This window comes from Paenarthrobacter ureafaciens (assembly GCF_004028095.1).
Classification (GTDB): Bacteria; Actinomycetota; Actinomycetes; order Actinomycetales; family Micrococcaceae; genus Arthrobacter; species Arthrobacter ureafaciens.
In genome coordinates this window covers 2,906,161-2,931,318 of the sequence record NZ_SBHM01000007.1, presented here as the reverse complement: position 1 = coordinate 2,931,318, position 25,158 = coordinate 2,906,161, and the positions used below count along the sequence as shown (strand labels likewise).

At 65.3% G+C, this 25,158-nt stretch carries 22 protein-coding genes; 7 read left to right on the top strand and 15 right to left on the bottom strand.

Annotated elements, in window-relative coordinates; all coding sequences use genetic code 11:
* Nucleotides 1-11: 11 nt before the first annotated feature.
* Both AUR_RS17745 and AUR_RS17740 read right to left on the bottom strand, forming a co-directional pair.
* Entirely contained in the window at nt 12-2,240 is a 2,229-nt protein-coding gene (locus tag AUR_RS17745; RefSeq protein WP_062096037.1) for a helicase domain-containing protein, read from the bottom strand.
* A 119-nt stretch (nt 2,241-2,359) separates the two neighbouring features.
* Nucleotides 2,360-3,019 (bottom strand): DNA-3-methyladenine glycosylase, encoded by a 660-nt coding sequence (locus AUR_RS17740; RefSeq protein ID WP_062096035.1) that lies wholly within the window; start codon nt 3,017-3,019, stop codon nt 2,360-2,362.
* A gap of 81 nt (nt 3,020-3,100) precedes the next feature.
* On the opposite strand from AUR_RS17740, the gene AUR_RS17735 reads away from it, so the two are divergent.
* On the top strand, nt 3,101-4,594 hold the full coding sequence (locus AUR_RS17735) for an Ada metal-binding domain-containing protein (protein ID WP_062096033.1): 1,494 nt from the start codon (nt 3,101-3,103) through the stop codon (nt 4,592-4,594).
* Between the two features lie 155 nt (nt 4,595-4,749).
* Here the strand turns inward: AUR_RS17735 and AUR_RS17730 are convergent, their stop codons facing one another.
* The 9 genes from AUR_RS17730 to argC form a co-directional block, all read right to left on the bottom strand.
* Complete coding sequence (locus tag AUR_RS17730) at nt 4,750-5,493, bottom strand: maleylpyruvate isomerase family mycothiol-dependent enzyme (RefSeq protein WP_062096031.1); 744 nt, start codon at nt 5,491-5,493, stop codon at nt 4,750-4,752.
* 96 nt (nt 5,494-5,589) lie between these two features.
* Nucleotides 5,590-7,065 carry an argininosuccinate lyase gene (gene argH, locus AUR_RS17725; RefSeq protein ID WP_062096029.1) on the bottom strand — a complete coding sequence of 492 codons (1,476 nt, stop codon included), beginning with the start codon at nt 7,063-7,065 and terminating at the stop codon, nt 5,590-5,592.
* Complete coding sequence (locus AUR_RS17720; protein WP_062096026.1) at nt 7,062-8,264, bottom strand: argininosuccinate synthase; 1,203 nt, start codon at nt 8,262-8,264, stop codon at nt 7,062-7,064. The genes argH and AUR_RS17720 overlap by 4 nt, the downstream gene beginning before the upstream one ends.
* A 55-nt stretch (nt 8,265-8,319) precedes the next feature.
* A complete protein-coding gene (locus AUR_RS17715) occupies nt 8,320-8,856 on the bottom strand; it encodes an arginine repressor (protein WP_021474291.1) in 537 nt (178 codons plus the stop codon).
* Entirely contained in the window at nt 8,856-9,866 is a 1,011-nt protein-coding gene (argF, locus tag AUR_RS17710; protein ID WP_021474292.1) for an ornithine carbamoyltransferase, read from the bottom strand. Before argF ends, AUR_RS17715 begins: the two co-directional genes overlap by 1 nt.
* Nucleotides 9,863-11,131 (bottom strand): acetylornithine transaminase, encoded by a 1,269-nt coding sequence (locus AUR_RS17705; RefSeq protein ID WP_062096024.1) that lies wholly within the window; start codon nt 11,129-11,131, stop codon nt 9,863-9,865. Before AUR_RS17705 ends, argF begins: the two co-directional genes overlap by 4 nt.
* On the bottom strand, nt 11,128-12,069 hold the full coding sequence (gene argB / locus AUR_RS17700) for an acetylglutamate kinase (RefSeq protein ID WP_062099113.1): 942 nt from the start codon (nt 12,067-12,069) through the stop codon (nt 11,128-11,130). Before argB ends, AUR_RS17705 begins: the two co-directional genes overlap by 4 nt.
* Nucleotides 12,070-12,077: 8 nt before the next feature.
* The gene (gene argJ, locus AUR_RS17695; RefSeq protein WP_021474295.1) at nt 12,078-13,244 is read right to left on the bottom strand and encodes a bifunctional glutamate N-acetyltransferase/amino-acid acetyltransferase ArgJ; all 1,167 of its coding nucleotides are present in this window, start codon (nt 13,242-13,244) and stop codon (nt 12,078-12,080) included.
* Entirely contained in the window at nt 13,241-14,284 is a 1,044-nt protein-coding gene (gene argC, locus AUR_RS17690) for an N-acetyl-gamma-glutamyl-phosphate reductase (protein WP_062099111.1), read from the bottom strand. Before argC ends, argJ begins: the two co-directional genes overlap by 4 nt.
* Before the next feature lie 164 nt (nt 14,285-14,448).
* Here argC and AUR_RS17685 point away from each other — a divergent pair, with 164 nt between their 5' ends.
* The gene (locus AUR_RS17685; RefSeq protein ID WP_031217140.1) at nt 14,449-15,537 is read left to right on the top strand and encodes a fatty acid desaturase family protein; all 1,089 of its coding nucleotides are present in this window, start codon (nt 14,449-14,451) and stop codon (nt 15,535-15,537) included.
* A gap of 85 nt (nt 15,538-15,622) precedes the next feature.
* Nucleotides 15,623-16,588 carry a quinone oxidoreductase family protein gene (locus tag AUR_RS17680; RefSeq protein WP_062096022.1) on the top strand — a complete coding sequence of 322 codons (966 nt, stop codon included), beginning with the start codon at nt 15,623-15,625 and terminating at the stop codon, nt 16,586-16,588.
* Between the two features lie 103 nt (nt 16,589-16,691).
* On the opposite strand, the gene pheT is transcribed toward AUR_RS17680, so the two are convergent.
* Both pheT and pheS read right to left on the bottom strand, forming a co-directional pair.
* Nucleotides 16,692-19,235 (bottom strand): phenylalanine--tRNA ligase subunit beta, encoded by a 2,544-nt coding sequence (gene pheT, locus AUR_RS17675; RefSeq protein ID WP_062096015.1) that lies wholly within the window; start codon nt 19,233-19,235, stop codon nt 16,692-16,694.
* A 2-nt stretch (nt 19,236-19,237) separates the two neighbouring features.
* Entirely contained in the window at nt 19,238-20,299 is a 1,062-nt protein-coding gene (pheS, locus tag AUR_RS17670; RefSeq protein WP_062096013.1) for a phenylalanine--tRNA ligase subunit alpha, read from the bottom strand.
* Between the two features lie 163 nt (nt 20,300-20,462).
* Here pheS and AUR_RS17665 point away from each other — a divergent pair, with 163 nt between their 5' ends.
* Together AUR_RS17665 and AUR_RS17660 are read left to right on the top strand one after the other, a co-directional pair.
* The gene (locus AUR_RS17665; protein WP_021474302.1) at nt 20,463-20,906 is read left to right on the top strand and encodes a hypothetical protein; all 444 of its coding nucleotides are present in this window, start codon (nt 20,463-20,465) and stop codon (nt 20,904-20,906) included.
* Nucleotides 20,903-21,535 (top strand): SIMPL domain-containing protein, encoded by a 633-nt coding sequence (locus AUR_RS17660; RefSeq protein WP_021474303.1) that lies wholly within the window; start codon nt 20,903-20,905, stop codon nt 21,533-21,535. Before AUR_RS17665 ends, AUR_RS17660 begins: the two co-directional genes overlap by 4 nt.
* Nucleotides 21,536-21,538: 3 nt before the next feature.
* Here AUR_RS17660 and pcp read toward each other — a convergent pair whose 3' ends face one another.
* Complete coding sequence (gene pcp, locus AUR_RS17655; RefSeq protein WP_021474304.1) at nt 21,539-22,180, bottom strand: pyroglutamyl-peptidase I; 642 nt, start codon at nt 22,178-22,180, stop codon at nt 21,539-21,541.
* 75 nt (nt 22,181-22,255) lie between these two features.
* Between pcp and AUR_RS17650 the strand changes: the two genes are divergently transcribed.
* Nucleotides 22,256-23,347, top strand: a complete 1,092-nt coding sequence (locus tag AUR_RS17650; protein ID WP_043426296.1) for an Rv2578c family radical SAM protein — start codon at nt 22,256-22,258, stop codon at nt 23,345-23,347.
* Nucleotides 23,348-23,385: 38 nt separating this feature from the next.
* Here AUR_RS17650 and AUR_RS17645 read toward each other — a convergent pair whose 3' ends face one another.
* Nucleotides 23,386-23,820: a (deoxy)nucleoside triphosphate pyrophosphohydrolase gene (locus tag AUR_RS17645; protein WP_031217146.1), complete on the bottom strand. Its 435-nt coding sequence runs from the start codon at nt 23,818-23,820 to the stop codon at nt 23,386-23,388.
* Between the two features lie 132 nt (nt 23,821-23,952).
* Here AUR_RS17645 and AUR_RS17640 point away from each other — a divergent pair, with 132 nt between their 5' ends.
* A complete protein-coding gene (locus AUR_RS17640; RefSeq protein WP_062096011.1) occupies nt 23,953-25,155 on the top strand; it encodes an MFS transporter in 1,203 nt (400 codons plus the stop codon).
* The last annotated feature ends 3 nt before the right edge of the window (nt 25,156-25,158 follow it).

Below are 25,158 nucleotides of genomic sequence, written 5' to 3'. Positions count from 1 at the left end.
CCCCGGATTGCCTACCGTTCAATGCCGGCGGGCAGGGGTGCGGCCGTGATGAGGCGAAGGCGCTGCGTCGGCCGGGTCATGGCGACGTAAAGGTCCCCCACTTTGCCGTGCTCGTGGTTGAGCATCGCGGCCGGTTCCAGCACCACGACGCCGTCGAATTCCAGGCCCTTGGCCTCCTTGGGACTGATCACCACGATGTCCTGCTCGTAGCTGCCGGCACCTGTCCCGATGCGCTTGCCGTAGGCTTCCCGCAGTGCAGCGGCGGCTGCCGGCAGCAAGGGACCATCGGCAATAACGGCGAGCAAGCCGCCGTCGATCGCGTCGATTTCCTCCGGCAGGACTTCCACCAGCCGCTGAACGATGCCGTCCTCGTCGACACGGTCAACTATGGGTGACCATTTGCCTTCGCGGACGGCCTTCGGCGCGGAGACAACCAGGCCCGCGCGGTTCGCCATGCGGACGGCGGCCTCGGCGATCTGGGACGGCGTGCGGTAGTTGACCGTTAGTTCTTCCAACGTCCAGCGGTCACCGAACGACGGCGCCAAGGCACTTTGCCAGGAATTGGCACCTGCCGCGGCACTCGTTTGGGCGATGTCGCCGACGATGGTGAAGGATTTCAGCGGGCAGCGCCGGACAAGGAGGCGCCACTGCATGGGCGACAATTCCTGTGCTTCGTCAACCACGATGTGCCCAAAGGCCCACGACCGGTCGCTGTTGGCCCGTTCGGCGGCCGTCAGGCGGTTTTCGCGTTCCTGGTTTTGTTCAGCCAGTTCCTCGGCGGTCATGAGGACGTCGACGCCCATGGCCTCCATGTTGGCGAGGGTCTGCTTGGCGTTGGCAAGATCGCGGGCGCGGTCTGCTTCCTGTTGTGCCAGTCCCCTGCCAGCGGCCGGATCCAGTTCGCCCAGCAGCTCGGCTGCTTCATCGAGCAACGGAACGTCCGCTTCGGTCCACGGCGCATCTGCCGGCCGCTGGAGCAGGGCACGCTGTTCCGGGGTCAGGTGCGGCGTGCAGGCCTCCAGGATGGCGGGCTTGCTGAAAAGTTCGGAGATGAGCTTTTCAGGCGTCATGGGCATCCAGCACAGATTGAGCATGATGCGCACATCGCGGGCGGTCCGGACATCTTCGGCGAGGTAGGCGCGGTCCGCATTGTTGCCGATGTTGTCGGCTTCCACCTGCTCGGTCAGCTGCTCAGTGAGTTCGCGCAGGAGGATCTTGATGAACGTCAGCCGCGCCTCGTTATGGGGCTTACCGGTAGCGCGGGCTTTGTCCCGCGCCCGGCGTACCTGGCGCTCAGTGAGCGTGAGCTTGCGGGAATCGACTTCCAGGATCCGGTCCTTGCCGGGGGTCCGCTGCCTGTTGGCGACGGCGTTGGCCACCACTGCGGCCATGTCCAGCTTGCCCTTGAGCGCAGCGACGTCGGCGTCCTGCTCCGGCACCGCGTTGATGCCGGGCATGAGACGGCCCAGGCTGGCCATCACCACGCCGGTTTCGCCGAGCGATGGCAGCACACGTTCGATGTAGTGCATAAAGGATGAGGACGGGCCAACCAACAGTACACCGGCACTCTTGAGCCTGTCCCGGTGGGTGTACAGCAGGTATGCGGCACGGTGCAGGGCAACCGCGGTCTTGCCGGTGCCCGGGCCGCCTTGCACCACCAAAGCACCGGAAATGGAGGAGCGGATGATCCTGTCCTGCTCGGACTGGATGGTCCCGACGATGTCGGACATGCGCCCGGTACGCTTCGAGTTCAGCGCAGCCAGCAGGGCACCTTCGCCCTGCAGGGAGTCGTCATCGGCAAGCATGTCAGCATCCAGGACATCGTCCTCGATCGCCTTTACCTCACGCCCCTGCAGGATCAGGTGGCGACGGCGGCGCACACCCTGGCGATCGAACGCTGTTGCCTGGTAGAAGTGCCCGGCTTCTGGCGCGCGCCAGTCAACCATGAGCCGCTGGAGATCGGCCGTGGACAAACCGATGCGGCCGATGTACTGGGCCTCACCGTTGTCCAAATCGAGGCGGCCAAAGACCAAACGATCGTCGACTGCGTCGAGCTGGGCCAGGCGGTCCTCGTACAGTGCTGCGAAGGCGTCCCGTTCAGAAACGTTTTGCATGGTTCCCACGGCACCGGCTTTGCGCACCTGCGCCAGCTGGGCGCGCTTCTCTTCGCGCAGCTCATCGAGCCGGGCATACAACCCGGCAACGTATTCCTGCTCGTGAACCAAATCAGCGTCGTGCATCGAAACCGTAACCCCTATCGAAAAAGACAGACCGTCCATTCTACAGCGATTTTGTTAAATACGTCGGGCGCATGCCACATATCGGAAACGCCGGGCGCGGGACCACCCGGGGGTAGGCATCATGCCGGTTTGCGGGGGCTTTTGGGCCGTGCCGCCTTGTACCGGGAAACGGTGGGGTCATCCTCGATCCAGAACCGCCACGGATACTCCGTGGTTCCTCCGGGTCCGGCAACGCCGACGCGTGGACCGCTGGCCACGGCAGAGGCCGCGAACTCAGGCAACCGCACACTGAAAGGTGCGGCGAGCGCATCCCGCCCGGTGTCCGCCGTCGTAAGCCCCAATGCGGACGCGAGACGGGCCGGTCCGCTGGCCAAATCCTTGTGTGCCTTGGACGCAGGCCGGCGCTCGGCAGCGAGCTCCTGGCCGGCCACGATCTCGCCCGCCCGCAGGAGGAGCGCCGACGGCGAGCCATCCGGTCCGCACACGATGTTGGCGCAATAGTGCATCCCGTACGTGAAATAGACGTAGAGGAACCCTGCCGGACCAAACATTGGCGCGTTCCTGGCCGTGCGTCCGCCGTAGGTGTGCGAGCCCGGATCCGGATGGGCGGAATCCCGGGGGCCCAGGTAAGCCTCCACCTCTGTCAACCGCACTGACACCGGGCCTGCCTCCGACTCGTGCGTCAGGACCGCCCCAAGAAAATGCGGGGCGATGGTCCGTGGGTCTCCGCTGAGGAAATCACGGACAGCACGGGGGTCGCTGGCGGGGCTGGCTGTCATGGACCGACCATAGCAAGCCGCCTCGGAGTCCGCGTCCGATTTCCGCTAGCAGCGATGGTGCCGGGCTGGGAGGATGGGCCCATGGACTTCTGGCAGCGCTACCGGGCGATCGACACCCGCGACCCCCGGTTCGATGGCCAGTTCTACACCGCCGTGCGTTCCACCGGGATCTACTGCAGGCCCTCATGCCCCGCACGGACACCCAAGCCCGGGAACGTCACGTTCTACGAGACTTCGGCCGCTGCCCACGAGGCCGGCTACCGTGCGTGCAAGCGATGCCTGCCCGAAGCCGTGCCCGGCACCCCTGCATGGAATGTCCGGTCCGACGTTGTGGGCAGGGCAATGCGCCTGATCAACGACGGCGTGATCAACCGCGAAGGCGTTGACGGCCTCGCCCGCAGGCTCGGTTACTCGACGCGCCAACTCAACAGGATCCTGAGCCACGAACTCGGCGCCGGCCCCCTGTCGCTCGCCCGGGCAAGCCGCGCACAAACTGCCAGGACGCTGCTGGTATCCACGGACATGCTGTTCTCCGATGTGGCCTTCGCCTCGGGATTCAACAGCATCCGGCAGTTCAACGACACCATCGGCGAAGTCTTCGCCATGACCCCGACGGCGTTACGCGGCTCTGCCGCAAAGTCCCCGGCGCGCCGGGGGTCCGCCGGCCCGGCCCCGGCGCCGGCGTCGCTGACACTGAATCTCCCCTACCGGGAACCCTTCGACGCCGGAATCTTCGATTTCCTTGCGGCAAGGGCGACCCCCGGCATCGAGGCAGCCACCGTAGAGGAGGGGCGCAGGAGCTACTCCCGTTCGCTTCAGCTCCCCCGCGGCCAGGCATCTTTTACGGTGTCGTTTGGCCCAGCGGGTGCGGTCGACCGGGGCTCCGGCGGTTCGCGGCTGCAACTCCGGGCCACTTTGGCGGATCTTCATGACCTTCCGGCACTCCTGAGCCGGGCGCGGCGCCTGTTCGATCTCGACGCCGACCCCCTGGCCATAGATGAGGCACTGAGCGTCGATCGGCGGCTGCGCGGGAGCGTAGTGGCGCTGCCGGGTATCCGGTTGCCCGGGGCTGTTGATCCCGCGGAGCTACTCATCCGCGCCATGATCGGCCAACAGATCACGGTGGCGGCCGCCCGGACCGCGCTAACGCAACTATCCGTTCTTGGGACTCCCGTCGGCGGGGGCACAGCCGGACCCGATCGACTTTTCCCGACGGCGGCCCAGATCGCCGAAGGCGGGCGGGCGGTGCTCCGGGGGCCGCAGCGAAGAATCGACGCGTTGATTTCAGCGGCTACCGCACTGGCCAACGGCAGTGTTGACTTCGGTTACGGCGACGACGAAGCAGCCCTGGCCCGGAAACTGCTACCGCTTCCCGGGATCGGGCCGTGGACCGTGGGCTACGTGGCCATGCGGGTACTTGGCGCCCCCGACGTCTTCCTTGGCAACGACGCCGCTGTGCGCAACGGGCTGAAAGTTGTGGCTGACGGGTCAGGGCTGAGCGCCGATTTCCGTGAAGTGAGTCCGTGGCGTTCTTATGCAGTGATGCACCTGTGGCGCGCGGCGGTCAAGCCCTGACATGCCACGCGTCGCACTTTCACGCGCCCGACGGCGGCGGTCACACGCCGCCGTCGAGCCTTTCTGCGGGAAGTGACGGAAGAACACCCGAAAACCGGCGGGAAGTGATAGAAGAACACCCGAAACCCGGCGGGAAGTGATAGAGGAACGGGGGGTTAGCGGGCCGGTTGGGCGGGGACACCTGCGGGCCAGGGCAGCAGGTCCGGGAGGTCCACGCCGTCGGCGGCTGCGGTGGCGCGAAGGCTGCCAAGGCTCGGTTCCCGTCCGGCGAGCCAGGCCGCGATGTCCGTGAGCATCCCGGTGATGGCAATGGAGGTACCGCCATGGCCGAGGGTCAGCGGGGCCAGGCCCGTGGGCTGCAGGACGAACTTGTAGTCGGCCGGGACACGGGGTTCAAGGAAGCTGAACAAGTGCTCGCAGAAGGGACGGCTCCACGTCTCCGGCCCGTAGCCCATGCCCAGGTCCGAGGCATGGATGGTGAGTTCGCGCCAAAGCGCCAGACCGCCGTCGAACACCCTTCCGTCGCGGTAGCTGATGGGCGCCTGCCAGCCGTTCGGTTCCAAGCTGTCGAACGCCGCAACTGCGGCATTGACGGCGGTGGTCACTGAAGCGGTGTGGTCGGCGAGGCTGTGTCCGGCGGCAAGGTCGATCGCCTTCGTGCGGCCTTCCATGCCGCCGTCATACAGTTCTATCTTTTCGCCCCGCTGCGCGTATTCCAGTTGCCGGGCCATGGCATTGGAGATTCCAACGATGTGGGCCAGTACGTGTCCGCGTGTCCAGCCGGGGAGTTCAGATGGCCCGGTGACGGACGATTCGTCCATGGTGGAGAGAAGACGGGTGACGGTGCCGGCGGCTTTGTGAAGCTCTGCGGGCAGCGTCTCAGCTGTGATCGGGGTCATAGCGCCATGCTAACGCACCCCTGAATCAAGAGCGGGCCAGCTAAAGCAAGGACGGGACGGTGCCGGAAGGCACCGCCCCGTCCCGGGTCAAGCAGGCTATGACGCGTAGGAGCGTGTTGCGTCCAGTTCCGCTTCGAGAGCCTTGAGTTGGCGTTCGACGGCGGCCGGCGCGGTTCCGCCCTGCGAGTTACGGCTGTTGAGCGAACCTTCGGTGCTGAGGACGCTGCGGACCTCGGGAGTCAGGTGCTCCGAGATCGCGGCGTACTCGTCATCGCTCAGGTCCCAGAGCTCCACGTTGCGGCTTTCAGCCTGCTTCACTGCCGCCCCGGAGAGCTCGTGCGCTTCACGGAACGGCACGCCCTGGCGGACCAGCCATTCTGCGATGTCCGTGGCCAGGGCGAAGCCCTGCGGAGCCAGGGACTCCATGCGCTCAGTGTTGAACTTTAACGTGGCGATCATGCCGGACACGGCCGGAAGCAGGAGCTCCAGGGTGTCGGCGGCGTCGAAGACCGGTTCCTTGTCTTCCTGCAGGTCGCGGTTGTACGCGAGTGGCAGGCCCTTGAGCGTGGCCAGCAGGCCGGTGAGGTTGCCGATGAGGCGTCCCGCCTTGCCGCGCGCGAGCTCGGCAACGTCCGGGTTCTTCTTCTGCGGCATGATGGAGGACCCCGTGGAGTACGAGTCATGCAGGGTCACGAAGGAGAACTCCTTGGTGGCCCAGAAGATGACTTCCTCGGAAATCCGGGACAGGTCCACGCCGATCATCGAGCAAACCCAGGCGAACTCGGCGAAGACGTCGCGGGATGCGGTGCCGTCGATCGAGTTGTGCACGGCCGAGTAGAAACCCAGGTCCGCAGCAACCGCTTCGGGGTCCAGTCCCAGTGAGGACCCTGCCAGGGCTCCGGAGCCGTAGGGTGACACACCCGCGCGCTTGTCCCAGTCCTGGAGCCGCTGGACATCGCGCAGCAGCGCCCAGGCGTGGGCCAGGAGGTGGTGGCTCAGCAGGACCGGCTGGGCGTGCTGCAGGTGCGTACGGCCAGGCATGGCCACACCGGGGTGTGCCTTTGCCTGCTCCACCAGGGCATCGATCGTGGCGAGGACGCCCCGGGCAATGATCCGGGCGTGGTCACGCAGGAACATGCGCCCCAGCGTTGCCACTTGATCGTTGCGGGACCGGCCGGCGCGCAGTTTTCCGCCCAGCCGGGCACCTGCCCGCTCGATCAGGCCGCGCTCCAGGGAACCGTGGACATCCTCATCGCTCTCGGCCGGGAGGTAAGCGCCACTGGCGACGTCCTCGTCCAGCTGCGTGAGGGCAGCGAGCATGCCTTCGAGCTCTGCGTCGTCCAGCAGTCCGGCCTTGTGCAGCACGCGGGCGTGCGCCTTGGACCCGGCGATGTCGTAGCGGGCCAGCCGCCAGTCAAAGTGCGTGGACTTGCTCAGTGCGGCCAGGGCGTCTGCCGGGCCGCCGGCGAACCGGCCGCCCCACAGCGCGCCTTCGTTCGTCCCCGAACGCTCCCCAACCTCGCTGCGCTCGGCCGGGGACCCCGGCGTTCGTGGGCCCTGCTGAGGATTCACTCAGCAACCCGGAGGTCGCGGCCGGAGGCAACCTTGGAGGACATGCCCCACAGCTCGATGAAGCCGCGGGCCATGGACTGGTCGAAGGTGTCGCCGGTGTCGTAGGTGGCAAGGTCGAAGTCGTACAGCGATGTCTCGGAGCGACGTCCGTTGACGATTGCCTGGCCACCGTGGAGAACCATGCGGATGTCGCCGGAGACGTACTTCTGGGTGTCCTCGATAAAGGCGTCCAGGGAGCGCTTCAGCGGGGAGAACCACTGTCCGTCGTACACCAGTTCTGCCCAGCGCTGGCCAACGGTGGCCTTGAAGCGGGCCTGCTCGCGCTCGATGGTGATGTCCTCCAGGTGCTTGTGCGCGGTGATGAGCGCCATGGCACCGGGGGCTTCGTAGATCTCGCGGGACTTGATGCCGACGAGGCGGTCCTCGACGACGTCGATGCGGCCCACGCCCTGGGCGCCGGCGCGGCGGTTGAGTTCCTGGATGGCCTGCAGCGGGGTGACCTTCACGCCGTCGATCGCGACCGGGATGCCGGCCTGGAAGGAGATGGTGACTTCATCCGGTGCCGGCGGGAATTCCGGGGTCGCCGTGTAGTCGTAGATGTCCTTGGTGGGAGCGTTCCAGATGTCCTCGAGGTAGCCGGTCTCGACGGCGCGTCCCCAGACGTTCTGGTCGATCGAGTACGGGTTCTTCTTGGTGGTCTCGATCGGCAGGCCCTTGTCTTCGGCGAAGGCAATGGCCTTGTCGCGCGTCAAGGCAAGGTCGCGGACCGGTGCGATGCACTTCAGGTCCGGGCCGAGGGTCTGGATGCCGACTTCGAAGCGGACCTGGTCGTTGCCCTTGCCGGTGCAGCCGTGGGCAACGGTAGTGGCGCCGAATTCGCGGGCAGCCTTCACGAGGTGCTTGACGATCACGGGACGCGAGATAGCGGACACCAGCGGATAGTGGCCCTGGTAGAGGGCGTTGGCCTTCAGGGTGGGCATCGCGTATTCGTTGGCGAACTCGTCGCGGGCGTCCGCGACGTAGGCCTCGACGGCGCCGCAGCCCAAGGCGCGCTGGCGGATGGTCTCGAGGGACTCGCCGCCCTGTCCAACGTCAACTGCTACGGCGATGACCTCGGCGCCGGTAGCTTCACCGATCCAGCCGATGGCTACGGACGTATCGAGGCCACCGGAGTAGGCCAGAACAATGCGCTCAGTCACGAGAGTGCTCCTTTGGTTGTTGCTTGGTTGTATCTAATGCTTGAAGAAAAAGCGTTCAGTTGCCGGGTCCGGCTTCCTCGGCCAATTGCAGGAAACGGGCCGCCAGTTCCGCCCCGCCGTCAGGATCGCGTGCCACCAACATCACGGTGTCGTCGCCTGCGATCGTACCTAAAACGGACGGCATCACGGAGTGGTCGATGGCCAGGGCAAGGAAATTCGCCGCACCCGGCGGTGTTCGGAGGACCACGATGTTGCCCGATGCCTCGGCCGTCACCAGCAGTTCGCCGCAGAGGCGGCTGAGCCGGGCATCAAGGATCTCCTGTGTGACACCGCTCTTGGCGTGCCGCTCTCCCCCTTCACCCGGAACGGCGTAGACCAAGGCGCCGTCTTTGCCCCGCACCCGGACGGCACCAAGTTCCACGAGGTCCCGCGAGAGGGTCGCCTGGGTAACCTGGACGCCGTCGTCCGCGAGCAGGGCCGCGAGCTCTGCCTGCGAGCGCACCGACTCGCCCGTCAGGATCGCGGTGATGCGCGCCTGCCGGGCAGTCTTGGTGGCCGGGCTGGCGCCCGGAACGGTCGGGTTGACGGACACTAGAACGTGCTCTCGCCGGTTCCCTCGACGGGTGCGAGGCCGTCGACAAACGCGAGCCCGGAGCGGTGCATCAACCAGGCCATGAGTGCTTTCTGGGCGTGGAGGCGGTTCTCCGCTTCGTCCCACACGATGGACTGCGGTCCGTCGATGACGCCGGCGGAGATCTCGTAACCACGGTAGGCAGGGAGGCAATGCAGGACGACGGCGTCGGGAGCTGCCTGCGCCATGGCGGCCTCGTCCACGGAGTAGTCCCGGAACAGTTGCAGGCGGGCTTCCTTCTCCGCTTCCTGTCCCATGGAGACCCAAGTGTCGGTGGCCACGACGTCGGCTCCCTTGAGGGCCTCCTTGGCGTCCGTGGTGATGAGTACCGAACCTCCGGTCTCTGCGGCCCGCTGCTCTGCCGCAGCCACAATCTCCGCGGCGGGCAGGTAGCCATCGGGGCCGGAGATGCGCACATGCATCCCTGCGGTCACCCCGGCCAGCAGGTAGGAGTTGGCCATGTTGTTGGCGGCGTCACCCAGGTACGCCATGGTGAGTCCGGCCAGCTTTCCCTTGTGCTCCTTGACCGTCAGGAGGTCGGCCAGGAGCTGGCAGGGGTGGTAGTCGTCGCACAAGGCGTTGATGACGGGCACCTTGGAGTTTTCCGCCATCGCCACCAGGCCCGCGTGGGCGCCGGTGCGCCACACGATGGTGGACACCATGCGCTCCAGGACCTTGGCGGTGTCCTCGACGGACTCCTTATGCCCGATCTGTGCTTCGCCCGGATTGATGATGAGCGCGTTGCCGCCCATGTCCGCCACGCCGGTTGCGAAGGAAACACGCGTCCTGGTGGAGGTCTTGTCAAAGATCACGGCGACCGTCTTGCGTCCGCTTCCCTCCGCGGCATACGGCTGGACGCTGTAGGGGGCGGCTTTCATGCGGACGGCCAGTTCCAGGACTTCGGCTTGTTCGGCCGGCGTCAGGTCCGTGTCCTTGAGGAAGTGCCGGGTGCTGGTGGAAGGAGTAGTCACTGTGCGTCCTTAGCGGTGGTGGCGGTAGCCGTTGCGATCAAGGAAGGGAGGGCGGTAAGGAACCGGTCAGCCTGTTCGGTGGTCAGGATGAGCGGTGGTGCCAGGCGGATGGTCCGCGGGCCGGGGCTGTTGATGATGAACCCGGCGTCCAAGGCTGCCGTGACCATTGCGGGGGCAATGCCGGCTGTCAGGTCGAAGCCGATCAGCAGGCCTTCTCCGCGGACTTCGGTGACGCCTTCGACGGCGGCAATTCCGGTTCGCAGGTACTCCCCCACAGACTGCACGTTCTGCAGCACGCCCTGGCTTTCGATGGCGTGCAGCGTCGCGAGCGCCGCGGCGGTTGCCACCGGGTTCCCGCCGAAGGTGGTGCCGTGCTGCCCGGCGGTGAGCAGGGCCGACGTCGTACTTCCGAACGTCACCAGGGCGCCGATCGGGAAGCCGCCGCCCAGGCCCTTGGCGAGCGTGATGGCGTCCGGAACAATTCCGGCGTCTTCGCTGGCGAGCCATTTGCCGGTGCGGCCGATGCCCGTCTGGACTTCGTCCAGGATCAGGAGCGCGCCGGCTGCGGTGGTTGCCTCGCGGGCTGCCCGGAGGTAGTCGGCGCCGAGCGGACGCACGCCCGCCTCACCCTGGATGGGTTCCAGGAACACTGCGGCGGTGGAATCGTCGACGGCGGCACGCAGGGCCTCTATGTCGCCGAACGGGATGTGGACCACGCCGCCGGGCAGGGGTTCGAACGGTGCCCGGTACGCTTCCTTGGCGGTGAGGGCGAGGGCCCCCATGGTGCGGCCGTGGAAGGCGCCTTCGAGGGCAAGGATCTTGGTGCGTTTGCCGTCGCCGCTGTTCCGGCGGGCCAGCTTGAAGGCTGCCTCGTTGGCTTCGGTTCCGGAGTTGGCGAAGAACACCTTGGAACCGGCCGGTGCGTGGCTGATGGCCAGGAGCTTCTCCGCGAGCGCGATCTGCGTCGGGCTGGTGAAGAAGTTGGAAACGTGCCCGAGCGTGGACAGCTGGCTCGAGATCACGGACGTCACGAACGGGTGCGCGTGGCCGAGGGCGTTGACGGCGATGCCGCCGAGGAGGTCAAGGTATTCCTTGCCGTCCGCGTCCCAGACGAGGCAACCGGCGCCACGGACGAGCACCCGTTGCGGCGTGCCGAAGACGCCCATGAGCGAGGACGAGTAACGGGCCAGCCAGTCGGCGCCTGAACTTTGGGTGACAAGCGTCGACGCCGCGGCTTCCGCCAACTGTGTTTCGTTGCTGCTCATGCGTTTACTTCCTGGTCCGGTACTACCTGTGTGCCGATGCCCGCCGTCGTGAAGGTTTCCAGCAGCATCGAGTGGGCGAGCCGCCCGTCCACGATGTGGGCGCGTTCCACGCCCTCGTCGATTGCCTTCAGGCAGGCGGCCATCTTGGGAATCATTCCCGATTCCAGGCGCGGCAGCATGTCCCGGAGTTCGGACGCCGTCAGCGACGAGATCAGCGAGGACTTGTCCGGCCAGTTCGCGTAGAGCCCTTCAACGTCGGTGAGGATGACGAGCTTCGAGGCTCCCAGCGCCGAAGCAACAGCTGCTGCGGCGGTATCGGCGTTGACGTTGAGGACCTGCCCCGTGGTCTGGAAACCGGTGGCGTCGTCGATGATCTCCGGTGCGACCGTGGAGATCACGGGGATGCGTCCGGCGTCGAGGATGTCCTTGATCCCTGTGGGATCGACGCCGATCACCTCGCCCACCAGGCCCAGGTCCACTTCTTCACCGTCAACGACGGTTCCGGTCCGGACGGCACGGAGCAGGCCGCCGTCTTCCCCGGACATACCTACCGCATAGGGTCCGTGCGAGTTGATGAGCCCGACGAGTTCGCGTCCCACTTGGCCTGTGAGGACCATGCGGACTACGTCCATGGCCTCGGGCGTGGTGACCCGGAGGCCCCCTTTGAATTCGGATTCGATGCCGAGGCGTCCGAGCATGGAGTTGATCTGCGGACCGCCGCCGTGGACCACGACGGGGTGGATCCCGACGTGGTGGAGGAACACGATGTCCTCGGCGAAGGCACGGCGGAGTTCTTCGTTGACCATGGCGTTGCCGCCGTACTTGATGACCATGGTGGTTCCGGCGAAGCGCTGGATCCAGGGCAGGGCCTCAATGAGGGTCCCCGCTTTGTCCTGGGCGTCGGCCATGGACGTGGTGTCGCGCGTGTGTGCGGTCATGGTCATCCTTAGCTCGAGTACGCGCTGTTCTCATGCACGTAGTCGTGCGTGAGGTCGTTGGTCCAGATGGTGGCCTCGGCGTCGCCTGCCTGGAGGTCGATGTCCACCCGGACTTCACGCGGTTCGAGGTCCACGAGGTTGCGGTCATCACCAATGGCGCCGTTGCGGCAGATCTGGACGCCGTTCATGGACACGTTCAGCTGGTCTGCTTCGAAGACGGCATCGGTGGTGCCCACTGCTGACAAGACCCGCCCCCAGTTGGGGTCCTTCCCGAAAATGGCGGCCTTGAACAGGTTGGAGCGGGCTACTGCCCGGCTGACGATTTCAGCGTCGCGTTCGCTGGCTGCATTGAAAGTGCGGATGGCGATGTCGTGGCTGGCGCCTTCGGCATCCCCAATCAGCTTCCGGGCGAGATCGGCGCACACGTTGGTGACGGCTTCGCTGAGCTGCTCGGCGGAGGGCAGTGCTTCCGACGCTCCTGAGGCAAGCAACACCACGGTGTCGTTGGTGGACATGCAGCCATCGGAATCAGCACGGTCGAAGGTGACGCGCGTGGCGTCGCGGAGGACGACGTCGAGTTCGTTGGCCGGCACCTCGGCGTCGGTGGTGAGGACCACCAGCATGGTGGCGAGGCCCGGGGCGAGCATGCCTGCGCCCTTGGCGATGCCACCCACGGTGAAGGACTTGCCCTGTGCGTCCTTGCCCGTGAAGACAGCTTCCTTGGAGACGCTGTCCGTGGTCATGATTGCGGTGGCCGCGGCACTGCCGCCGTCCTCGCTCAGTTCCTTGGCTGCCGCTTCGACACCCGGGAGGATCTTGTCCATGGGGAGCTGCTCGCCGATCAGGCCGGTGGAACACACCACGACGTCGGAAGCTGAGACTCCCAGCACCTCGGCCACTTTCTCTGCGGTGGCGTGGGTGTTCTGGAAACCCTGCGGACCCGTGCAGGCGTTGGCGCCGCCCGAATTCAGGACGACGGCGTCAACGCGGCCGTCCGTGACAACCTGGCGCGACCAATGCACGGGAGCTGCGGCAACACGATTGGACGTGAAGACTGCGGCCGCTGCTTTCTGCGGGCCGTCATTGACAACGAGGGCCAGGTCCGGATTGCCTGATGCCTTGATGCCGGCTGTGATTCCAGAGGCGCGGAATCCCTTGGGGGCGGTAATGGTCACGGTGCAACTCCCTGCAGGTTCAGGCCGGCGGTTTCATCCAGGCCGAGGGCAATGTTCATTGACTGCACGGCACCGCCGGCAGTTCCCTTGGTGAGGTTATCGATGGCGCAGGTGACGATCACCCGGCCGGTGTGGGCATCGAAAGCCAACTGCATGACGGCGTGGTTGGAGCCCTGCACGGACTTGGTACTGGGCCACTGCCCCTCCGGCAGAAGGTGAACGAACGGCTCGTCGTCGTAGGCGTCGGCCCATGCCTGGCGCAGCTCGGAGGCTGTCACGCTGCGTCCTGCCTGCGGCCGCACTTTCGCGGTGGCCGTCGTCAGAATGCCGCGGCTCATGGGCGCCAGCGTGGGCGTGAAGGACACCGTTACGGGTTCGCCTGCGGCGTTGCTGAGTCCCTGTTCGATTTCCGGCGTGTGGCGGTGTCCGCCACCCACGCCGTACGGGCTCATGGAGCCCATGACCTCGGAACCAATGAGGTTCACCTTCGCTGCCTTGCCGGCACCGGAGGTTCCGGACGCGGAGACAATGACGACGTCGTCCGCCTGGAGGAGGTTGCTGGCGAAGCCCGGCGCCAACGCCAGCAGCGACGACGTCGGGTAGCAGCCGGGAACGGCGATCCGCGTTGCGCCCTTCAGCGCCTCGCGCTGGCCCGGGAGTTCGGGCAGGCCGTACGGCCAAGTACCTGCATGGGCGGATCCGTAGAACTTTTCCCACGCGGCGGCGTCCTGCAAACGGTGGTCCGCTCCGGCGTCGATGACCATTGTTCCTTCCGGCAGTTGCGCGGCAATCTCCGCGGAGGCACCGTGCGGAAGGGCGAGGAACACGACGTCATGCCCGGCCAGGTTCTCCACGGTGGTGTCTTCCAGGATCCGGCTGGCCAGCCCATGGAGATGCGGCTGTAACTCGCCTAGTCTGGAACCGGCGTTGCTGTGCGCCGTAATGGCGCCGATGGTGACGTTGGGATGGTTGGCCAGCAGGCGCAGCACTTCTCCCCCGGCATAGCCACTGGCACCGGAGACAGCAACAGAAATAGTCATGAGCCCCATAATACAGCAAAAGTATTCATCGGGGCCGATATTTATGCATGCCTACAGCATCGCGTTTGTTAGGACATTGCCGGTATGCTTAATGGAGGGTGATCCAGACCGTGCAGTCCGAACGTCGGCTGCAGCGTTGCCCGTTATCGATACGGGGCACATTCTTGGCACCCACTTCCACATCTGAGCGGCCCAAAGTTCGCGCAATCCAACCCAACCCGGTGGTCCAGAGCTATTCGGAACTCCTGAAGAGCGTCAAGAAAGCCGGGCTGCTCGAACGCCGCAGCGGCTTCTACATCTGGCTTTTCGTGGCCTTGATGCTCCTCATGGCAGGTACCTGGCTGGGCTTCGCACTCATCGGCGACTCCTGGTATCAACTGCTGATCGCCGCAGCCCTGGGGATCTTCTGTACGCAACTGAGCTTCCTGGCCCACGAGGCCGGCCACAAGCAGATTTTCGCATCCCGCCGCGCCAATGACTGGTCCGCCCGCCTGTTGGCTACTGGGGTGGCAGGCATCAGCTATTCGTGGTGGGAACAGAAACACGGAGCCCACCACAACCACCCGAACGTTATTTCCAAGGATCCGGACATCCGGAACAACGCCCTGGTGTTCTACGAAGAGGCCGCCGCGCAACGCAAAGGACCCTTGGCGTTCCTCACCCGGAAGCAAGGCTGGTTCTTCTTTCCGCTCCTCACACTGCTCGGCATCAGCCTCCAGTTCGATTCCCTTCGATACGTCTTCAGCCGGGGCAAAGTCCGTCACCGCTGGGTAGAGACCCCTATCCTCGTGGCCCGGCTTGCCGCATTGCCCGTTCTGGCCTTCACATTCCTGCCCATCGGCATGGCGTTCGCATTCCTCGGCGTGCAAATCATGGTGTACGGCTTCTATATGGGTGCCTCCTTCGCGCCCAACCACAAGGGGATGCCGGTCCTGCCGAAAGAGAGCCGGGTGGATTTCCTCAGCAGGCAAGTCCTGACCTCACGGAACATCGCCGGCGGCCGCTTCATGGACTTCCTCCTCGGCGGCCTCAACAGGCAGGTGGAGCACCACCTGTTCCCGGATATGGCCCGCCCGCACCTGCACCAGGCAGCCGGAATAGTGCGTGCATTCTGCGCCAAGCACTCCATCCCCTACACGGAAACGTCCCTGGCCGGGTCCTACGGAATAGTGGTCAGGTACCTGAACGAGGTAGGCCTGGCGGCCGGGCGCGGCTTCGATTGCCCGGTGGCCTCAACCCACGGACGACGCTAGGAATTTCGCGGTCGCGTCCAGTCCGTCCCTAGGATGGAACCTGGAACCGGGCACCGGAAGGACCGTCCCGGAGTGAGGAGCCACCATGTCGCACGCCATTGTTGCCAACAAACCGGGAGGACCTGAAGTCCTCGAGTACGCTTCAGTCGAACCTCCCGTCCCAGGCGCAGGCCAGCTGCTGATCAAGGTCGCGGCGGCCGGCGTCAACTTCATCGAGACCTACCAGCGCAGCGGGATCTACAAGGTTCAATACCCTTTCACTCCCGGCGCAGAAGCCGCCGGAACCATTGAAGCGGTGGGCGAAGGCGTCGAAGATTTTGCTGTTGGCGACAGGGTAGCCACCGCGGAAGCAACCAAGACCTACGCCGAGTACGCCGTAGTGGATGTCGATAAGGCCCTGCCTGTCCCGGCCGGGGTTGATGACCACACCGCAGCCGCTTTGCCGCTTCAAGGCATCACTGCCCACTACCTGATGAACTCGTCATTCCGGGTGGAACCGGGACACACCGTTTTGCTCCACGCAGGCGCCGGTGGCGTCGGGCTCTTGCTGACCCAGCTGCTGAAGGCACGCGGAGCCAGGGTCATCACCACCGTTTCTTCGGACGAAAAAGCCGAACTTTCCCGGCTTGCGGGAGCCGATGAGGTCCTGCGCTACGAGGGTTTTGCGGACAAGGTACGGGAACTCACCGACGGTGAGGGCGTGAATGTGGTGTACGACGGCGTCGGCAAGGACACTTTCGACGATTCCCTGAGAAGCCTGCGGATCCGCGGCGCCATGGTGCTGTTCGGAGCGGCTTCCGGGCCCGTTCCACCGTTCGATCCCCAGCGGCTCAACGCCGGAGGTTCGCTCTCCCTGACGCGTCCCACGATGGGCCACTTTGTCCAGAACGCCCACGAACGGCGCTGGCGGGCCGCAGAAATTTTCGACGCCGCCGCCAACGGCACGTTGTCCGTCCGGGTCGGCGCCACCTACCCGCTGGCAGAAGCAGCCCAGGCCCACAGGGACCTGGAAGGCCGGAAGACCACCGGCAAGGTGCTGCTCCTCCCCTAGCCGCGACCGGGACACCACCCAGGCCCTGAAGCGACAAAAGGCCCTGACAACCGAATCCATAACGGAACGGTTGTCAGGGCCTTTCACTTCCCTGACAGCACTGCTAGCGCTGGACGGCTCCACAGCGTTCGGCAGCAACAGCCACCGCAGCTGACCGGGCCTCTGAAGCTTCATCTGCCGTCAGGGTACGGTCATCAGCGCGGAAGCGCAGTCCGAAGGCCAAAGACTTCTTACCCTCTTCGATGCCCGGCCCCGAGTAGACATCGAACAGTGCCACGTCTTCCAGCAGCACTCCTGCGCCCTCCCGAAGCGCGGCAAGGACGTCATCGGCGGGCACATCCTGCGGGACCACCAAGGCCACATCCTGGGTGGCCACGGGGAAGCCCGAGATGTGCTTGGCGACGATCACGTCAGCAGCAGCCTCAAAGAGCGCTTCGACGTTGATCTCCATCGCCACGGAGCGCGCAGGCATGTCGTGGGCGGCCAAAAGCTTGGGGTGCAGTTCGCCGGCGTAGCCCACGACGTCACCGCTGCGCAGTGCCAGACGGGCAGCCCGGCCCGGGTGGAAGGCCTGGTGGCTGCCCTGGCTGACTACCAGCTCAACCCCAAGGACGTCGGCAATCAGCCGCGCAACATCCAAGGCATCGGCCCAGTCCCAGGCACGCGGCGTGTGCGTCGCGGCAGCCGGCGAATCATGGCCGGTCAGGACCGCCGCGATGTGCAGCGGCTGGTGGGGAACGCCGTCGAACAATCCCTCCAGAACCTCATCCGCAGGCCTGACGCCCAACGGCGGGATGCTTTCGGTACCGATTTTCCCTTCCGGCAAGAACACCGAACCGGCCTCGTACAACGCTACGTCGCGGAAGCCCCGCGAGTGGTTCCGGCGTGCGACCTCGATCAGTCCCGGCAGGATCGACGTGCGAAGGAAACCCTGCTCTTCGCTGATCGGGTTGGCGAGCTTCAGTGCCGGCCGTTCGGCGCCTTCCTCGGCTACCCCGAAGGTATCGTTGGCGGCCTTGGAGACGAACGGGTAGGACAGAACCTCAGTCAGGCCTGCATCTGCCAGGGCCTGCACCACGCGACGCTTCTGCTGCTGGGTCCGGCTCAGGCCACGGCCCGGAGGTGCCACCGGCAAGGTGGCGGGAATGTTGTCATAACCGACCAGACGGGCGACTTCCTCGGACAGGTCTTCCTTGGTTTCGAGGTCGTGGCGCCAGCTTGGAGCCGTAACCCGGTAGCCGCCGTCGTTCTTTTCCACGGTGGCGCCAAGGTCAACGAGGGAAGTGGTGACCTGCTCCTCCGTGAAATCGATGCCGATCCGCTTCGAGGCATAGTCGGCAGGCAGTTCGATGGTGACGGCGTCCGGCGCGGTTCCGACGTCCGTCCCGGTCGCGTCAGCGGTGCCGCCGGCCAGTTCCACCAGCAGGTCCACGACGCGCTGGGCGGCGACGTCGGCCACGTGCCAGTCCACGCCGCGTTCGAAGCGCTTGGAAGCCTCGGACGGCAGCTTGTGCCGGCGGCGGGAGCGGGCAATCGAAACCTCGTCGAAGTGTGCCGCTTCCACCAGGATGCTGGTGGTGGAATCCGACACCTCGGTGTGGGCGCCGCCCATGACACCGGCAATGCCGATCGCACCGGAATCGTCGGTGATCAGCAGATCCTCGGGGTGGAGGGTCCGCTCCTTGTCATCGAGCGTGGTGATCTTCTCACCGGCTACGGCACGCCGCACGACGATGTCACCGGACAGCTTGTCCAGGTCGTAGCAGTGGTTCGGCTGGCCGAGTTCCAACATGACGTAGTTGGAGATGTCCACCGGCAGGGAGATGCTCCGGATGCCGGCCAGACGAAGCCGGGATGCCATCCACGGCGGCGTGGGACGCGTGGGGTCCACACCCCGGACAGTCCGTGCCACGAACCGGTCGCAGCCGGGCTTGCCGTAGATTGGAGCGTCGTCGTTGAGCTTGACGCCGTATCCGCCTTGGAGCCCGGCAGGTGCGTTGACCCTGGATGCCGGATCCGTGAAGGCGGTACCCGTGGCGTGGGCGTATTCGCGGGCCACTCCACGGATGGAAAAGGCATAACCGCGGTCGGGAGTGACGTTGATTTCCGCTGCTTGGTCGTACAGGCCGAGCAGTTCCATTGCGTCGGTTCCGATTTCCGGGTCCAAACCGATCCGGGACAGCACCAGGATGCCGTCGTGGTCGTCGCCGATGCCCAGCTCGCGGACCGAAGCGATCATTCCAGCAGACATGTGACCGTAGGTCTTGCGGGCAGAGATGTGGAAGTCCCCGGGCAGCACGGCGCCCGGCAGGGTCACAACAACCTTGTCCCCCTCCACGAAATTGTGCGCGCCGCAAACAATGCCCTGGACGCCGGAGGGATCGATGCCCTTGCCGGTGAGGGTCTGTTCCTGCCCTTCGGGAACGACCCGGACCTGGCACCAGTTGATGGTCTTGCCGTTGCTCTGCGGTTCCTTGACCAGGCTGAGCACCTGCCCGACGACGACCGGCCCCTTCAGGGTGTCCGTGGGCCGGTGGACCTCTTCTTCTTCGAAGCCGACCCTCACCAGGTCAGCCATGACGTCTTCGGCCGTAGCATCGGCCGGTACCTGTGCGAACTCGCGCAACCAGGAAAGTGGGATACGCACTGTTAGATCTCCATCCCGAAGTGCTCGCTGAAACGTACGTCGCCTTCGATCATGTCGCGCATGTCGCCAACCTCGTTGCGGAACATGAGGGTGCGCTCGATGCCCATGCCGAAGGCAAAACCTGAATAGACTTCCGGGTCGATGCCTGCTGCCCGGAGGACGTTGGGATTGACCATGCCGCAGCCGCCCCACTCAATCCATTGCGGGCCACCCTTGGCGCCCGGGTGCCAGATGTCCAGCTCCGCCGAAGGCTCCGTGAAGGGGAAGTAGTTGGGGCGCAGGCGGATGGAAGCTTCGTCGCCGAACATCTGCCGGGCGAAGTGCTCCAACGTTCCGCGCAAGTCCGCCATGCTGAGGTTCTTGTCGATGGCCAGGCCCTCGAACTGGTGGAACACCGGCGTGTGGGTCGCATCGAGCTCGTCGGTCCGGAACACCTTTCCGGGGCAGAGCACGTAGATGGGAACCTCGCGCTCCAGCATGGAACGCACCTGCACCGGTGAGGTGTGGGTGCGCATGAGGAGATGCGCCTCCGGCGGCTCCACGAAGAACGTGTCCTGCATCTCGCGGGCAGGGTGGTCCGGCTTGAAGTTCAAGGCGTCGAAGTTGAACCACTCGGACTCCACCTCCGGGCCTTCGGCGATTTCCCAGCCCATCCCGACGAAGATGTCCGAGACGCGGTCCTGCAGCGTGGACAGAGGATGGCGGGCGCCTGCGCGACGGCGGCGCGGAGCGGCGGTGACGTCTACTGTCTCTTCCACCAGGATGCGGGCGTCATTCTCCGCTTCGAGGACCTCGTTGCGGGCTGCGAGCGCCTGGTTGACGCGACCCCGGGAGGAGCCCAGCAGCTTGCCGGCGGCCGCTTTGTGTTCCTTCGCCAAGCCGCCGATTTCGCGGTTGGCAAGGCTGAGCGGCGACTTCTCGCCGGTGTGCGCGAGGCGGACGGCCTTGAGTTCTTCGAGGGAGGTTGCGCCGGCAATGGCTGCTAGGGCGTCCTCAACGGCAGCGGTGATGGCGGCTTCGTCCAGAGGGTTCGGGACGGCGGCGCCTGGCAAAGTGTCAGTCATCTACTGTTCTTAGCTACGAGTCGGAAGCGGCCGGCGTGGCGGCTGCAGGACAAACGGTGGTGGACGCCACATGGCGAACACCGCCTTCCAGTCTAGTTGAACCGCTCCGCCTTGCCGGTCTTTGCCCTGCTGCCGGGCAAGGCCCGGGGGTTAGCATGGCTTCATGACTCCCGGGCAGCGCCTGCGCCAGATCGCGAACGTCGTCAATCTCAGCACGCCGCTGGGCCTGGTGATAGCGGTCGCGTCCAAGTCGCCGCGGCGTCCCGGTCCACGCGGACTGATCATCGCTTCCGACTATGCATGGAAACTTCCCAAGGCGGGGGCTTTCACCATGGGGAACGTCGTCCTCTACAGGGCTGGTCGCGACGTAGCCGGCCGCAACGAAGTGTTGCTTGGCCACGAGGAACGTCACAGCACCCAGTACGCCTACTGCCTGGGCCTGCCCTTCCTGGTCTTCTACGGGGCGGCTGCCTGCTGGTCCGTACTGCGTACGGGCAACCCGGGCTTGGCCAATATCTTCGAACGCCAGGCCGGACTTGAGGCCGGCGGCTACATCAGCCCTCCTGGCCAACACCGGCATGCCGGAGAAGGAATCGAGGCAGCATGAAACGCACCATGACGGTAACGGGAACGGGAAGTGCTTCGGCAACTCCGGACACCGTGACATTGACGCTCGGAGTCGAGACCCGCCGTGACACGGCGGAAAGGGCCTATTCCGACGCCGGAGCTGCCGCCACCGCTGTTGCCGCAGCGTTGCGCTCCGAGGGGGTACTGGAGGCCGATCTGCGCACGAGCGGACTCAATCTTCGCGCGGATTCGGTGTGGGCCGAAGGCCAGGGACAGAAGGTGACGGGCTACGTGGCCACGGCGGCCCTGCACGTGGGCCTCCGCTCACCATCAAGCGCTCCCGCCGTCATCGCTTCTGCGGTTGCCGCAGGCGGCGACGCCATCAGGATCAACGGCCTTGAACAGGGCTTCGCCGATGCGTCAGGCCTGATCGCTTCAGCGCAGCAAGCTGCCTGGTCCGATGCCTTGGCCAAAGCACAGCGCTACGCACGGCTGGCGGGAGCTGAGCTCGGCGGGGTCATCTCCGTTTCAGAGCAGGCACCGGCCGGCGCACCCGTCCCGGTGGGTGGGCTGGTACGTGCCTACGCTGCCGAGACACTGCCCGTGGAGGCCGGCACATCGTCGGTGTCCGCAAGTGTCAGGGTGGAATGGGACTTGGTAGCCGGCTAAGGCTTAGTGGATCGCCCCGGCAGCAAACTGCTCATCAACCGTAGTTTGAAGGGCAGTGCGGACAACCACGGAAATCCCCCGCACCATGTCATCCAGGGCCATGGTGGGGATGCTGCTGCCGTTAAGCACCTGCTCCGGCAGGTAGGGAACATGGATAAAGCCCGCCCGGATTCCGGTCTTCCCTGCCGCCGTCTTCATGAGCGAGTAGAACACGTGGTTGCAGACGTAGGTCCCGGCCGTCTGCGAGACCTCCGCCCTGATGCCCTCAATCTGCAGGTTCCGCAGGGCCGCTTTGATGGGCAAGGTGGTGAAGTATGCCGCCGGCCCGCCCCGGACTATGTCCTGGTCGATGGGCCTGTTGCCTTGGTTATCCGGTATTCGCGCGTCATCGACGTTGATGGCCACGCGTTCAAGGGACATCCGTGAACGGCCTCCGGCCAGTCCTACGGCCACGACAATCCGGGGGTGGATCGCATCAATGGTTGCCTCCAGGACGCGCGCCGATTCGCCGAACACGCACGGCAACTCCAGAGTCTCAACATCAAGGCCGTCGCCGCGCAGCAACGCAGCCGCGCCCCCTACTGCCTGCCAGGAAGGATTCACGGAATCGCCGCCAAAGGGTTCGAACCCGGTCAGGAGGATCATGGGGCAACAGTAGCAACCCGGGGATGCTCCTGCGGACGCTTGACTTAAATTCGAACATACCTTCGAATTTAACCCATGAGATGGAACGCACAAGCACTTTCACCTACCAGTGACGGCTTGTCCGGGAACAGTGACGGCGGAACTCCAGGCCCTGCCCCGGTCACGGATGCCCTGCTGCCACTGGCCGGGCTGGTGCGTTCCATCTCAACACCCGAGTTTTCCGGAGTCACCTTCCACGAGGTCACCGCCAAGTCAGTGCTCAACAAGGTGCCATCCGGTTCAAACATGCCCTTCGAATGGACCGTCAATCCTTACCGTGGCTGCAGCCATGCCTGCGTTTATTGCTTTGCCCGCAAGACCCACACCTACCTGGATTTCGACTCCGGCCGGGACTTTGATTCCCAAGTGGTGGTGAAGATCAACGCAGCAGAGGTGCTGCGCAAGGAGTTGGCGAAGCCGTCATGGCAGCGGCATCAGGTTGCGCTGGGGACCAACACCGACCCCTACCAGCGTGCCGAGGGCCGGTACGCGTTGATGCCGGGAATTATCCGTGCCCTGGCCGACTCCGGCACGCCGTTCTCGATTCTGACCAAGGGCACCCTCCTGGCAAGGGACATTCCCCTCCTCAAGCACGCAGCAGCCCAGGTTCCGGTGGACCTTGGGATCTCACTCGCAATGACCAACTCGGACCTCGCCGAACTGATGGAGCCTGGAACGCCGTCGCCCCGGGCACGCCTTAAGCTCATAGCAAGGCTGCGCGACGCCGGCCTGGGCTGCGGCGTCATGGCGATGCCGATCCTTCCATGGCTGACCGACTCCGATGAAGCACTCGACTCCCTTTTTTCGGAACTGGCGGCTGCCGGTGCCACCGGGGTCACAGCCGGCGCCCTCTACCTCAAGCCAGGCACCCGCGAGTGGTATCTGAAATGGCTCGCCGCCAACCATCCGGAGCTGGTGGGCCGCTACCGCCGCCTCTACGGTCAAGGCGCTTACGCCCCGAAAGACTACCGGGTGTGGTTGTCCGGTCGGATCAATTACTTCAAGGCGAAGTACGGATTCAAGGGCACGTCCGGATTCAGTCACCGGAACGCCAAACCGGCGGCTTCCAGCCGCACTGATGCCGAGCATCAGGCTGCACACACCCCGGACCAACAGCCGCTGTTCTAGAACGCCAGTTTTTGCAGACAACCCCGCCTGCGCCGTGGCTAGCCCGCCGCTGCGACCCGGTCCAGCAAGGCCCGGACAATGGGTAGATCCGCGGGGATCCATGGAAGCTCCATGACCTCCTCATGCCCGTCAAGACGCACCCAGCGGAGCTCGTCATGATCCTCGAGCGGTTGCGGCTCCCCCTCTGACACTTCCGCGAACCAGACCCGCATCACCGCCTGCTCGTTCAGTGGCCAGCCGGATGGACTTCCGGAGTCCACTTCACGGCCAAGACGCACGGTGATGCCCAGTTCCTCGCCCAGTTCGCGATGCAGGGCAGCCTCAGCGGATTCGCCCGCCTCGACTTTTCCGCCGGGGAACTCCCACATCCCGGCGAATTTAGGCGGCGCGGTACGCCGGGCGGCCAACAGCCTGGAGGGTTGTTCCAAGGAGTCGACGACGGCCGCCCCCACGACATTGATCATTGCAGTCACCGCACCAGTCTAGGGTGGCCGGGTCCATGGGGATTATCACATAACACGGCTGCGAACCCTCCGGAGCACTAAGCTTGACTCTGGACTTTCTCCACTTTCCCAGGCCCCAAGGCACCCTCAAGAAGCAGGCTCATGACTACAACCATGTCTCCACCCGTCCAGCGATCCGCCAAACACCACCTTGGTCTGGCCATACTGTCGCTGGCCATGGGCGGATTCGCCATCGGCACCACAGAGTTCGCCATGATGGGCCTGCTGAAGGAAGTTGAAGAAGGGCTTGCGATCAGCACCCCCGAGGCCGGCAACCTGATCTCCGCCTACGCCCTTGGCGTGGTCATAGGAGCGCCGGTCTTTGCGGCCTTCGGCGCCAAACTGCCAAGGAAGCACCTGGCCCTCGGTCTCATGCTGTTCCTCTCGGTGGCCAACCTGACGTCCTTCATCGCTCCCGACTACGGGCTGATGCTGGTGTCGCGCTTCGCCTCGGGACTACCCCACGGCGCCTTCTTCGGCGTCGCGGCCGTGATTGCAGCGAGCCTCGTGGCGCCCACCAAGCGCGGCTGGGCGATTTCCATGGTCATGGCCGGGCTGACCGTCTCCAACGTCATCGGCGTCCCGCTGGCCACGTGGGTTGGTCAGACGTTCGGGTGGCGGCTGCTGTTCGTCATCGTGGGGGCCATCGGCCTCGGCACGGTGGCAATGGTCTGGAAATTCGTGCCCTTCGAACCCGTACATCCGGAGGCGAGCATCCGTCGCGAACTCGGCGCCCTCAAGCGGCTGCAAGTCTGGCTGGCACTGCTGATCGGCATCATCGGCTTTGGCGGGTTCTTTGCCGTCTACACCTACATCGCCCACACCATGACCAGCGTCGCAGGCATACCGGAGAACTTCATACCCGCAGTCGTCGCCCTGTATGGCGTGGGTATGGTGGTGGGCAACATCATCGGCGGGCGCATCGCCGACCGGTCCGTCATGGGCACCATCTACTTCGTGATGCCGGGCATCGCTGTTGCCTTGGTGGTCTACGCGATTGCGGCCAACTGGGCCTGGTCCGCGTTCCTCATGGCCTTCGTCGTCGGTGGCATCGGCTCCATGCTGACTCCCGCCCTGCAGACGCGGCTCCTCGACGCCGCCCCCGGCGCGGCTTCCCTGGCGTCCTCTTTGAACCATTCCGCGCTCAACATCGCCAACGCCCTGGGAGCTTTCCTCGGCGGCACCGTCATCGCCTGGGGATGGGGCTACGTGGCACCGGCGCTGGTCGGTGCAGTGCTCGCCGTTCTCGGCCTGGGCGTAGCCGTGATCAGCGGGCTCGTGGAACGCAGGAAGCCCCTGGCCTGAGCC